Origin of the sequence: Dickeya lacustris, assembly GCF_029635795.1 — a bacterium.
Taxonomy (GTDB): Bacteria; Pseudomonadota; Gammaproteobacteria; order Enterobacterales; family Enterobacteriaceae; genus Dickeya; species Dickeya lacustris.
The window spans coordinates 3254663-3267735 of sequence record NZ_CP114280.1 but is presented as its reverse complement, the minus strand read 5'-3'; the positions used below and the strand labels follow the sequence as shown (position 1 = coordinate 3267735).

Annotated in this window: 8 protein-coding genes; 2 read left to right on the top strand and 6 right to left on the bottom strand. The window is 54.3% G+C overall.

Annotated features, from left to right (window positions below; translation table 11 throughout):
- Nucleotides 1-5 precede the first annotated feature (5 nt).
- Complete coding sequence (locus O1Q98_RS14790) at nt 6-689, top strand: SDR family NAD(P)-dependent oxidoreductase (protein WP_125260627.1); 684 nt, start codon at nt 6-8, stop codon at nt 687-689.
- Nucleotides 690-713: 24 nt separating this feature from the next.
- On the opposite strand, the gene O1Q98_RS14785 is transcribed toward O1Q98_RS14790, so the two are convergent.
- The 3 genes from O1Q98_RS14785 to acnB all read right to left on the bottom strand — a co-directional run bounded on the left by O1Q98_RS14785 (nt 714) and on the right by acnB (nt 5954).
- Nucleotides 714-2426 (bottom strand): methyl-accepting chemotaxis protein, encoded by a 1713-nt coding sequence (locus tag O1Q98_RS14785; protein WP_278142103.1) that lies wholly within the window; start codon nt 2424-2426, stop codon nt 714-716.
- 462 nt (nt 2427-2888) lie between these two features.
- Nucleotides 2889-3251 (bottom strand): YacL family protein, encoded by a 363-nt coding sequence (locus O1Q98_RS14780; protein ID WP_125260629.1) that lies wholly within the window; start codon nt 3249-3251, stop codon nt 2889-2891.
- A 105-nt stretch (nt 3252-3356) separates the two neighbouring features.
- Nucleotides 3357-5954, bottom strand: a complete 2598-nt coding sequence (gene acnB / locus O1Q98_RS14775; RefSeq protein WP_125260630.1) for a bifunctional aconitate hydratase 2/2-methylisocitrate dehydratase — start codon at nt 5952-5954, stop codon at nt 3357-3359.
- Between the two features lie 799 nt (nt 5955-6753).
- On the opposite strand from acnB, the gene O1Q98_RS14770 reads away from it, so the two are divergent.
- Nucleotides 6754-8082, top strand: coding sequence for an MmgE/PrpD family protein (locus O1Q98_RS14770; RefSeq protein WP_125260631.1), 1329 nt, complete (start codon nt 6754-6756; stop codon nt 8080-8082).
- Nucleotides 8083-8113: 31 nt separating this feature from the next.
- Here O1Q98_RS14770 and O1Q98_RS14765 read toward each other — a convergent pair whose 3' ends face one another.
- The 3 genes from O1Q98_RS14765 to aceF all read right to left on the bottom strand — a co-directional run bounded on the left by O1Q98_RS14765 (nt 8114) and on the right by aceF (nt 13066).
- Nucleotides 8114-9328 carry a dienelactone hydrolase family protein gene (locus O1Q98_RS14765; RefSeq protein ID WP_416232430.1) on the bottom strand — a complete coding sequence of 405 codons (1215 nt, stop codon included), beginning with the start codon at nt 9326-9328 and terminating at the stop codon, nt 8114-8116.
- A 198-nt stretch (nt 9329-9526) separates the two neighbouring features.
- Nucleotides 9527-10951 (bottom strand): dihydrolipoyl dehydrogenase, encoded by a 1425-nt coding sequence (gene lpdA, locus O1Q98_RS14760; protein WP_125260632.1) that lies wholly within the window; start codon nt 10949-10951, stop codon nt 9527-9529.
- 228 nt (nt 10952-11179) lie between these two features.
- Entirely contained in the window at nt 11180-13066 is a 1887-nt protein-coding gene (gene aceF, locus O1Q98_RS14755) for a pyruvate dehydrogenase complex dihydrolipoyllysine-residue acetyltransferase (RefSeq protein ID WP_125260633.1), read from the bottom strand.
- Between the last annotated feature and the right edge of the window lie 7 nt (nt 13067-13073).

Below are 13073 nucleotides of genomic sequence, written 5' to 3'. Positions count from 1 at the left end.
GCCGTATGTCAGCACAGAAACAGGCGGTGATCACCGGCAGCAGTTCCGGCATCGGCGCTGCCATTACCACCACGCTGCTGGCAGCGGGCTGGAAAGTGATTGGGCTATCGCGCCAGCCCGGTGCGCATCAGCATCCGAACTTCACGCATTATCCGCTGGATATCACCGATACACCGGCGCTCTGCGCGTTGCTGGACAGCCTGCCCGCCGTCGATGCAGTGATTCATGCCGCCGGGGTGATGAAAGCCGCCACACTGGGTGCGCTGTCCTACGCCGACAGCGAGCAGTTGTGGCAGTTGCATATTCAGGTGGCGGAAGTGCTGGCCGACCGGCTGGTGAACAAACTGCCGCAGGGCGGGCGCATCGTTCTGCTGGGCAGCCGCACCGCCAGCGGTGCCGCCGGACGCAGCCAGTACGTCGCCACCAAATCGGCGATGATCGGCATGGTGCGAAGCTGGGCGGCAGAGCTCGCGCCACGCGGCATCACGGTGAATATCGTGGCACCGGGTGCCACCGAAACACCGATGCTCAACCAACCGGGAAGACAAAGCTCGCCGCCGAAACTGCCGCCGATTGGCCGATTTATCCAGCCGCAGGAAGTCGCAGATTTGGTGGCCTACCTGCTGTCGCCATCGGCATCAGCCATCACCGGCCAGCAACTGGTTATCTGCGGCGGCGCGTCGCTCTAACGCGGTGAGCCGTGCGGGGGTTAATCACACAGCGTTAGCGGCAAGCGTCGCAAGGGATGCCCTGCGCCGCTTGCGGTCGCCTGTGCCACGATACGGCGGCGACATGATGATACGACGGGTTATCCCACTGATTACACGCCAGCGGGCAGCGCCATTAACCGCAGGGGCTAGCGCCCGCTCCTCCACGCTAAAACGGCTGACAGATTGTTTCAGCTGCTGTGAATGGGTTTCCAGATAAGCGGTTTCCGTCGCCGTTTGCTCGACCATCGCCGCATTCTGCTGGGTCGAGAGCTCCATGTCGGCAAGGGAGCGCGCTATGCCCTGCGTGGCGACGGATTGCTCTGCCGAGGTATCCGCAATCTTCCTGATAAACTCACTCGATAAATCCACCGACTGATTAATTTTCTGCATCACCTCGGCAGCCTGACTGATTTCGCTATAGCCCGTGCCAATCTTGTCTGATGAAGCATCGATAAGTTTTTTTATCTCATGCGCAGAGGCGGTGGTCTTCTGCGATAACGCGCGTATTTCCGCTGCCACAACGGAGAACCCCCGTCCGACATCGCCGGCTCGCGCGGCTTCCACAGCGGCATTGATAGCCAGAATGTTAGTCTGGAACGCAATACCTTCAATCACTTGGGTAATGGAGGAAATGCTGTCCGAATGCTGCTTAATACTCTCCATGGTACTGACGATTTGGCTCACCAGCTGATAGCCCTGATGCATTTCATGCGCGGCATTCTCCGATAACTGGCTCGCTTGCCGGGCATTGGCCGCATTCTCCTGCACGGATGCCGACACCTGCCCCATTGCCGACGCGGTATGCTGCAATGCAACGGCCTGCGTATCGGTGCGCTGTGATAACTCTACGCTGCTTGTACGGATATTCTCACTGGCTGAGGTTACGCCATCAGCGCTGGTGAGTACGTGTGCCACAATCGCGATTAATGACTGGCGCATGGTTTCAATGGCGGCCATCACACTGTATTGCTGCTTTTCATTAATCGCCGTTTTGACCGTCAAATTCCCTGACGCTATCGCTCTGGTCATCGCTAATAACACGGCAGGCTCCGCCCCCAGCGACTGGAAAATACGGCGTCGGGTCGCCAGCATCGCCAGTGTGCCCAATAATATTGCCGCAAATAAAATAACCGGCATCGCCAGCGAAAAATGACGTGCTGTTTCTCTGGCTGCAAGCGTTAATTGATTATTCTGCGCGGCCTCATCATTTATAAATGCATTCACGTCCGCCAGCCATTGTACAAATGCCGCACGCCCTTCATTTAATAAAAGAATACGCGCAGCATCATTTTTTTCGTCACGTTGCAGGCGAATCAACTGTTCGATAATTTCCCGGGTTTTATTAGCCGATTGCTGAATATTTTTATATAACTGTTTTTCTTTTTCTGTCGCATCCGATTTCCGCAACATGGCATCAAGACGCGTATCTGATTGTTGATAGAAATCAGATAATTCATTGATATGATTAATGATAGAAACAGATTCTTGTTTATCGGCAATCAGTAAATCACGCATAGCAATCGACCGGTCATGCACGCTACCGCGTAAATTCACCGCATAAAATTGCTTAACGCTATTTTCATCATTAATTTCAGTTAAAATCGAGCTGATATGGCGAATCGTCAGCAACCCTAAAACACCCAACAACACACTGACAACAATCGGAATAATAAAACCAACCACAATTTGCTTTTTTACCGTCATGGTATTTTTCATACTGCCTCCGGTGCCAACCTCATCACTGACTGTTTTTTTTATGTCTCAGTCATATTCTTATTTCATACTAAGTCAAATTGGCACCACAATCGATAGGTGGGTACATCGTCTCATTCTATTAATACGATTGGAGACAATGATATAACTTCGCGAGTCACACTGGCAGCAATCAATGGGTTTACAGGAATGGATTTATGTCGAATCGGATTACAGTAATAGATTGATACCCTAAATAATTTGAGTTGCAGGACAACACGCAGGCGCGTTGAACAACGCAACGCGTTGGCCCTTTAGGGCGAGGCCCAAGGGTGGGCCGAGTCATTAAAGCCAACGCACCTGCAACTTGAAGTATGACGGGTATATATCGGCAACCGGCTAACCTGACATGTTCACAAGGCAAGCAAAATAGCACCGGCTGCCGTCACCGGCCCCAACGACCAACGCACACATACACAGCCGCCGTTAGCCCTTATCAATAAAAGCGCGGTATTTTTCCAGCAATGCCAGAAAATCATCCAGCCCGCACAGCGACAGGCTCTCTTCATCATAATAACTCATGCCTTCTTCCAGCTCGCTGGTATCAAACGCCAGTTGATTGGCTCGCACCATCACCTCTTCACTGTCTAATAACAGTGAATATTCATGGCCAGCCCGCTCCCACTGGCGTTCACTGCCTGCCAGTTCACGTACCGCAGCCTCGACTTCATCAAGCACGCCCTGCTGCCCTTTAACTTCTTCATTTAGCCAGTGGCCGACGGCTTCATGCCCCATCGACATGCGCACGACGACCTGCCCGGTCACATCACGCAAAAATTCATAGTCCATATTCGTTCTCCAGCATGCCACCCTGAGAAACATCTCGGTGGTAAAAGAGCAAAAAAGGGAGGCCTCACGGCCTCCCTTCCTTATGTTACGACGAACTATAGCGATTTAGACGGCGGTCTGGAAGATCACCTTGTCAGCTTTATCAGCGTATTGCTGCAACTGATCAAAGTTGAGATAACGGTAAGTATCCACAGCCGTTTTATCTACCTGCTCCATATACGCCTGATACTCTTGCGGTGTCGGCAGTTTCCCTAACAGAGCGGCCACAGCGGCCAGCTCGGCAGACGCCAGATACACATTCGCGCCATTGCCCAGACGGTTCGGGAAGTTACGGGTCGAAGTAGAGACGACGGTTGAACCATCAGCGACACGTGCCTGGTTGCCCATGCACAGCGAGCAACCGGGGATTTCAACCCGCGCGCCACTTTTGCCAAATACGCTGTAGTAACCTTCTTCGGTCAGTTGTGCTGCATCCATACGGGTCGGCGGAGCCACCCACAGGCGCGTCGGTAACTGACCTTTGTTTTGATCCAACAGTTTGCCTGCGGCACGGAAATGGCCGATGTTGGTCATGCACGAACCGATAAACACTTCATCGATCTTGTCGCCCTGCACGGTAGACAGCAAACGCGCATCATCAGGATCGTTCGGCGCACACAGAATCGGCTCTTTGATCTCGTTCAGATCGATATCAATCACTGCGGCATATTCGGCATCGCCATCAGCCTCAAGCAACTGCGGGTCTGCCAGCCATTTTTCCATGCCCTGAATACGGCGCTCCAGCGTGCGACGGTCGCCATACCCTTCAGCAATCATCCACTTCAGCAGCACGATATTCGAGTTCAGGTACTCGATGATCGGCTCTTTGTTAAGCTTAATGGTACAGCCCGCCGCCGAGCGCTCTGCCGAGGCATCAGTCAGTTCAAACGCCTGCTCGACTTTCAAGTCCGGCAAGCCTTCAATTTCCAGAATGCGGCCAGAGAAGATGTTTTTCTTACCTTTCTTCTCAACGGTCAGCAGCCCCTGCTGGATAGCGTAATACGGGATAGCATGCACCAGATCACGCAGGGTAATGCCCGGCTGCATCTGGCCTTTAAAACGCACCAGCACCGATTCCGGCATATCCAGCGGCATCACGCCGGTTGCAGCAGCAAACGCCACCAGACCAGAACCCGCCGGGAAAGAGATACCGATCGGGAAACGGGTATGGGAGTCACCGCCGGTGCCGACGGTATCCGGCAACAGCATGCGGTTTAACCAGGAGTGGATGACGCCATCACCCGGACGCAGCGACACACCGCCACGGTTCATGATGAAATCCGGCAGGGTGTGATGAGTGTTCACATCCACCGGTTTCGGATAGGCCGCCGTGTGACAGAAAGACTGCATCACCAGATCGGCAGAGAAACCGAGACACGCCAAGTCTTTCAGCTCATCACGGGTCATCGGGCCGGTGGTATCTTGCGACCCCACTGACGTCATCTTCGGCTCGCAGTAAGCGCCCGGACGAATACCATCCACGCCGCAGGCACGGCCAACCATTTTCTGTGCCAGCGAGAAGCCGCGATCGCTCTGCGCCACATCTTTCGCCTGACGGAAAACGTCACTGTGCGGCAAAGCGAGAGCTTCGCGCGCTTTCGCCGTCAAACCACGACCGATAATCAGTGGAATACGGCCACCGGCGCGGACTTCGTCCAGCAGCACATCGGTTTTCAGCTCAAAATTAGCCAACAGCTCATCGGTTTCGTGATGACGTACCTCGCCTTTGTACGGGTAGATGTCAATCACATCGCCCATATTCAGTTTGGTGACATCCACTTCAATCGGCAATGCACCGGCATCTTCCATGGTGTTAAAGAAGATTGGCGCAATTTTACCGCCCAGCACTACGCCGCCCGCACGCTTATTTGGCACATTCGGGATATCTTCCCCCATGAACCACAGCACCGAGTTGGTGGCAGATTTACGTGAAGAGCCCGTCCCCACCACATCACCGACATACGCCAGCGGGAAGCCTTTCTTATTCAGCGCGTCTATCTGTTTGATAGGGCCAACGGCACCGGCTTGATCCGGCTCAATGCCCTCGCGAGCGTTTTTCAGCATCGCCAGCGCGTGCAGCGGAATATCCGGGCGCGACCAGGCATCTTGTGCCGGCGACAGATCATCGGTGTTGGTTTCCCCTGTTACTTTAAAAACAGTAACAGTAATTTTTTCAGCCAGTTGCTCGCGAGACAGGAACCATTCAGCGTCGGCCCAGGATTTCACGACCTGCTGTGCATAGCTGTTACCCGCTTTGGCTTTTTCTTCTACATCGTAAAAGTTGTCGAACATCAGCAGGGTATGCGATAACGCCTTGGCCGCGACCGGAGCCAGAGTGGGGCTGTCTAACGCCTCGATCAACGGCTGAATATTGTAGCCGCCTTGCATGGTGCCCAGTAATTCAGTGGCTTTTTCAGGAGTGACGAGAGGAGAGACCGTCTCGCCTTTGGTGATGGCTGCCAGGAAACTGGCTTTGACATAGGCCGCCTCATCAACACCAGGCGGAACGCGGTTCACTAACAGATCGACTAAAAATTCTTCTTCTCCGGCGGGGGGATTTTTCAGCAATTCCACCAATGCCGCCATTTGCGAAGCCTCTAGCGGTTTGGGTACGATCCCTTGTGCAGCCCGCTCGGCTACGTGCTTGCGATATTCTTCTAGCACGACGTTCTCCTCGCTCTCATTGTCTAATTATGCCCGGCACTCAGTTCCAGGTTGTTCCCCTACTTCACGTTGCCGGTACGTTGGCTTTTTTACCCTGCCCGATGGGCCGTGACAAACCACTTTAACATCAGCCTTTAACATCAGTTTTTGCCGGGTTGTCACTCCTCCGATCACCGATTTGAGTGAGCGGCATTGGATTCGTTTACACTGGCCCCGCCACGCAAATGATTTATGATCATTACCGATCTTGATGAATGAGCTGTGCGTGAATAGCCAAAACCAGCGGCCCAGTCCAGCTAATCGAGCATACCAGAGTTCAAACTGATTGTTAATTCGTTTACATTAAAGCAACATTTCATAAATAAGCTGCCCGTCACGGTTATTTTTATATTTTCGGTTCCCGTGTTGACGCAACGTACTCATACCTTTCATTTAACAGCGCTGTACCAGCACGATATCGGGACACCAGCGCACGCCGCGCAACCCGTAATTCAGTAAATGGGCTATAAAGGCCAGCATAGCAGTTGACATGAAAATCAACCACCGGGCAAACCACATAAACAACAAGGATAAAAAGGGCGCTATCTCCAGTGAACTCCGTTACCTAAACCGACTTGAGCCGCAGGGATTTCACCGTTATCTTCAATTGACGCGACCAACGATTCGTAGCCTATACATGATGTCCCATGTACATGATGCCCCATGCGGCATTGTGTTTATTTTTATCCATCAGCAAATGACCTGAGCCACTATTACTATGTCTGCTCACGCAAGCACTATTTCTGCTCACACAAGCAGTATGTCTGCCCACGAAAGCCTCACCCGCCAACTGGCGGAGCGTATTGTCACAACCCATCCAGACTCACACGCACAGCATCTTGCCCGCGATGGCGTCATCGATTTTCTCGCCTGCGTGTTGCCCATCTGGTATGGCGCGGTTGTCGATAGCGGCTTTACCCCGCTGAAGTCTGTCTATCAGGGCAGCGATAGCCAGACGCGCAGCCTGCTGCTGGGCTACGCGGGCCACGCACTCGATTTTGATGACTTTCATTCAAGCTTTCGTGGCCACCCCGGCACGGTTATCTTGCCCGCTTTATTCGCGCTGGCCAGCGAGCGCTCGCTCACCGAAGCCGATTTTCTCAGCGCTTATGTCATCGGTATAGAAACCGCCGGACGGCTCGGATTAGCCGCCGGGCCGCGCCACTACAGCCTTGGCTACCATAACACCGCAACGCTAGGTGCGCTGGCCGCGGCTGCTGCGGTGTGCCATGCCTGCCGGACGACCGTCGAGCAGACAGCAAACGCGCTCGGTATCGCTGCAACCCAGGGAGCCGGGCTGCGTGCGCAATTTGGTTCAGCAATGAAGCCACTGCATGCCGGGCTGGCGGCTCGCGCCGGTTTAAGCGCCGTTCAGCTAGCATTGGCCGGGTTTCACGGCAACCACGACAGCGTGGTGGAGGCCTTTCTGAGTGCCCACGGCGACGGTCAACACCATAGCAGCGCATTGATAGACAACTGGAGCAACCCGTGGCGTATTGAGACGCCAGGGTTGACGTTCAAACGCTATCCTACCTGTGGTGGTACACACAGCGCCGCCGAAGCCGCCTTTCAACTACGGGCTGAGTGGCAGCGGCATACCAACCTGCCGTTTGAGCAGTTAGCCGCATCCGTTGAGCGAATCACGGTTTCCTTCCCGCCAGGTGGTGATGCCGCTCCATTTATCCATCAGGCCCGCACCGGTGTTGAGGGGCGTTTTAGTCTGGAATATGTGATTGCAGCCGCACTCATTGAAGGTGAATTACGCTTAGAGCGCTTTAGCGAAAGCCCGGTTGAACAACATATCGCCACGTTAGCCAGCAGCGTCTCACGTCAGCCAGATTCCAATGCACCGCCAGATGAGCAAAATCCCGATGCGCGTTTTCATGACGTCACCCTGTGGCTAAAAGGAGGAAGCAGCCTGAACGCCAGAGTGAGCTGGCAGCAAACCGCCGCCATGCCGACTGACGTGCTAGCCAAACTTGACCAAACGCTGAAGCTGCTGCCCACGCTGCCAGCCCGTCAAATACGCCAGGCCTGCTTGCTGGCCGCACCGGGGTCGCTATCAGCGCTGGTGCATTGGCTTTCATAGCCGCATCGTCTTAGTCGGGCCAGTCGGGGCCTCACCGCGAACGCCCCGAATGCGCTTCTGACACACCCAGTTTGCTATCCAGCCAGTGAAACACCGCATCTTGCTGTTCCTGATAGAACACATGCCCCAGATCCGGCCAGATGCGCGTTTCCAGTTGCGCCTGCGCATGCTGCGACTGCCACACCTGATGCAGACGCCGATACGCCTCTTCCACCACCGGTTGGCTAAACAAAGGGTCTTTACCACCGTTAAAAAGCAGCATCGGGCGTGGTGCGGCAATGCTGGCTACATCAGGAAAATCCAGATGCGCGGGCAAACCGGGGTGCAACATATAAAACGATGACTGACCACGCAGGATGTTATTGCCAGGCACCATCAGGCCGTCATACGTCCCCATCCAGGCGATGGCGGCGCTGGCCGCCGCTTTATCAGATAACGCCGCCAGTTGCCAGGCGCGATAGGCCCCCATGGAAAACCCCAGTACGCCGATACGCTTAGGGTCAACCTCTGGCAACGAGGCCAAAAAATCCAGTGCTCGGGTATCTTCATAAGCCACCAAACCCGCCAGCGAGCGGCCAAGGTTAAAGAAATTACTGGCCAGCGCCTGCTGTTGCTCGTATTTCAGCGGCCCTCGGTCGCCAAATCCCAGTGCGTCCACGGCGAATACCACATAACCTCGCCGGGCCAGTTCATCACCCACAAAACGCCCGGAGAAGTAGCGTTCAGCCCAGGCGGTAGCGGAGGCGATACGGCCCTCATCGCCCCACGGACGAACCATTTTCTCTTTACCAATATCAAATTTCGCGCCGTGATCGTGCAGTAATAGCACCGCTGGGTGTGGTGCAGGCGTTTTCGGCACGAGCATTAACCCCGCCACCCGACTCTCATCCGTGAGGTTAAACACCACTTTCTGGGCGACATAGTCCCCCCTATCCTGATTATCAATAACCTGTGGTGAAAAAGCGCGCTGGGAATCTGGCGTCAGAAGCTGTGCGCGCACGAGCTGTCTGGCGTGTTTCTGCCAGTCGGCAAAGTGGTGATAACGCCCGGACAGCCAGGAGTCAGGATAGGTAAGCTGTTGTTTAAGTTGCGGGTAGAACGTGGGTAGCGCGTCATCGGTGATTGCACGCGTTGTGTAAGCAGTATCATTAGCCATAAGCGAAAAACTGACCAGACATCCCATCAGGGTACTGAGGATACGACGTACGCTAAATTTTTTCATGGACGTTATGATGAACGTTTTCATGCACATCGTCATGAGCACCTCCCTTTGATCATTCGCGATGTTCCGTGCTGTGACAGAGTGTAAATCACTCTTTAATCCAGCATAGGGAGAAAAATAAATTCTGGGAGCAAGGTTAAAAAAAATCCGGCAACACGTGCCGGATAGAGAGGAAAACAGCAAGATACGCCGCACTCCGCCGGATACCGACGGAGTCACGAATTATTTCTTCTTCGCTTTGGCGTTTGGCAGGTCGGTAATACTGCCTTCAAACACTTCTGCGGCCAGGCCGACAGATTCATGCAGCGTCGGGTGAGCATGAATGGTCAACGCGATGTCTTCAGCGTCACAGCCCATTTCAATGGCCAGACCAATTTCACCCAACAGTTCACCGCCGTTGGTGCCGACAATCGCCCCACCGATCACACGGTGCGTTTCTTTGTCGAAAATCAGCTTGGTCATACCGTCAGCGCAATCAGAGGCGATCGCACGGCCTGATGCCGCCCACGGGAACACGGCGGTTTCGTAGCTGATGCCTTTCTCTTTCGCTTCTTTCTCAGTCAAACCGACCCAAGCCACTTCCGGCTCGGTATAGGCGATAGACGGGATCACTTTCGGATCGAAGTAGTGTTTCTTACCGGAGATCACTTCAGCGGCAACATGGCCTTCATGTACGCCTTTGTGCGCCAGCATCGGCTGACCGACGATGTCACCGATAGCGTAGATGTGCGGCACGTTAGTGCGCAATTGCTTGTCCACACGGATAAAGCCGCGCTCATCGACCTCTACACCCGCCTGACCCGCATCCAGCAGCTTGCCATTCGGCACACGGCCGATAGCCACCAACACCGCATCATAACGCTGTGCTTCAGCAGGCGCATTTTTGCCTTCCATCGACACATAGATGCCATCTTCTTTGGCTTCTACCGCAGTCACTTTCGTTTCCAGCATCAGGTTAAATTTCTTGCTGATACGCTTAGTGAATACTTTAACGATGTCTTTATCGGCTGCGGGGATCACTTGATCGAACATTTCCACAACGTCTATCTGCGAACCCAGAGCATGATAGACCGTGCCCATTTCCAGGCCGATAATACCGCCACCCATGACCAGCAGACGGCCAGGAACAGTTTTCAGCTCCAGCGCATCGGTCGAATCCCACACGCGCGGATCGTCATGAGGAATAAACGGCAGTTGGATCGGGCGGGAACCCGCAGCAATAATGGCATTATCAAAATTTACCGTGGTGTTGCCACCTTCGCCTTCTACGACCAGCGTATTCGGGCCGGTAAATTTACCAAAACCGTTGACGACTTTGACTTTACGGCCTTTCGCCATACCAGCCAGACCACCGGTCAACTGATTGATGACTTTCTCTTTCCAGGTACGGATTTTATTGATGTCAGTCTGCGGTTCGCCAAAAACGATACCGTGTTCAGCCAATGCTTTGGCCTCTTCGATAACTTTCGCGACATGCAACAGCGCTTTGGAAGGAATACAGCCGACATTCAGACAAACACCACCCAACGTGGAGTAGCGCTCAACCAATACCGTTTCCAGACCTAAATCTGCACAACGGAACGCCGCAGAGTAACCTGCGGGGCCCGCGCCAAGTACCACCACCTGAGCTTTAATTTCAGTACTCATCATGACCTCTTGTTTTGTTTGTCCGGCGGGTCAGACGTCGTTATTTATGGCGAGTCAAGTCATTACGCCCGTCATCCACCGGGACGCGTCCACCGCCAGCAGTTTACAGAATTGTTAATAATCTGCAAAGCACGTAACGGTGCGCCTCACTCGCACCAATAGAACACAGGCGGTGTGCTACGGTGCGGGCATGAACAAAAAGGCTGGCCGCAGGGCCAGCCTCTACGGTTACATCACCAACCGGCGAATATCGCTCAGTGTGTTGTTGATGATGGTGATAAAGCGGGCACCATCAGCACCGTCGATCACGCGGTGGTCGAACGACAAGGAGATAGGCAGCATCAGGCGCGGCACAAACTCTTTACCATTCCAGACCGGCTCCATCGAGGATTTAGACACCCCAAGAATCGCCACTTCCGGTGCATTGACGATAGGTGCGAAGTGGGTCGTTCCCAAACCACCAATGCTGGAGATGGTAAAGCATCCGCCCTGCATTTCGCCTGCCGTCAGTTTACCATCACGGGCTTTCTTGGAGATGACGGTCAGCTCACGAGATAACTCAATGATGCCTTTCTTGTTAACATCCTTGAACACCGGCACAACCAGGCCATTTGGCGTATCTACCGCTACACCGATGTTGATGTATTTCTTCAACGTCAGGCGCTGGGCGTCTTCAGACAGTGAGCTGTTGAAACGCGGCATCTGCTCAAGCGCAGTCGCAACGGCTTTCATGATGAACACGACTGGCGTTATCTTCACATCCAGCTTACGCTTCTCGGCTTCCACGTTCTGCTGTTTGCGGAACGCTTCCAGATCGGTGATATCGGTTTTGTCGAAGTGCGTAACGTGCGGAATAACCACCCAGTTACGGCTCAGGTTGGCACCAGAGATCTTCTGAATACGGCCCAACTCGACTTCTTCGATTTCACCAAATTTGCTGAAATCGACTTTCGGCCACGGCAGCAAGCCAGGCAGAGAACCGCCGGTCGCCGCACCCGCAGCTGGCGCAGATTCAGCGCGTTTTACCGCGTCTTTCACATACGCCTGCACGTCTTCACGCAGGATACGACCTTTACGGCCAGTGCCTTTTACTTTCGCCAGATTCACGCCAAATTCACGTGCCAGACGGCGGATAACCGGGGTCGCATGGATATAAGCGTCATTTTCAGCAAACTCGCTCTTACCCTCGGCTTTCGCTGCCGCCGGAGCAGGAGCCGCCGCTGGAGCGCTGGCTGCCTGAGCCGGTGCCGCAGCAACAGAAGCCACTGCCGGAGCCGCACCTTCGACTTCGAACACCATAATCAGCGAACCGGTTTTGACTTTGCTACCGGTGCTGACTTTGATTTCTTTTACGGTGCCCGCAAACGGTGCCGGGACTTCCATTGAGGCTTTGTCACCTTCAACGGTAATCAGCGACTGTTCGGCCGCCACTTTATCACCGACTTTCACCAGCACTTCGGTCACTTCGACTTCATCGCCGCCGATATCCGGCACGTTGACGTCTTTGGCGCCACTGCTCACAGCCGGGGCCGCAACCGGGGCACTGGCTACAGGAGCCGCTGCCGCCGCAGGCGCGGCACCCGCCACCTCAAACACCATGATAAGCGAGCCAGTTTTTACCTTGTCGCCTGCCTTGATGCGAATTTCTTTGACGGTGCCCGCAAACGGTGCTGGCACTTCCATTGAAGCTTTATCGCCTTCAACGGTAATCAGTGATTGTTCGGCGCTTACAGCATCGCCGACTTTCACCAACACTTCGGTCACTTCAACTTCGTCACCGCCGATATCCGGTACTTCCACCTCTTTGGCGGCGCTGGCAGCGGCAGGTGCCGCAGCAGGCGCTGGCGCAGCAGCGGCTGGAGCCGGTGCGGCAGCCGCCGCACCCTCTGCTTCAAAGACCATGATTAATTTACCGGTCGCGACTTTGTCACCAACCGCTACTTTGATTTCTTTCACCACACCGGCTTGCGGTGAGGGCACTTCCATCGAAGCCTTGTCGCCTTCTACAGTGATAAGCGACTGCTCGGCGTCCACTTTGTCACCCACTTTGACCAGCACTTCGGTGACTTCAACTTCATCTGCACCGATATCCGGTACGTTGATTTCGATAGCCATTACGCTT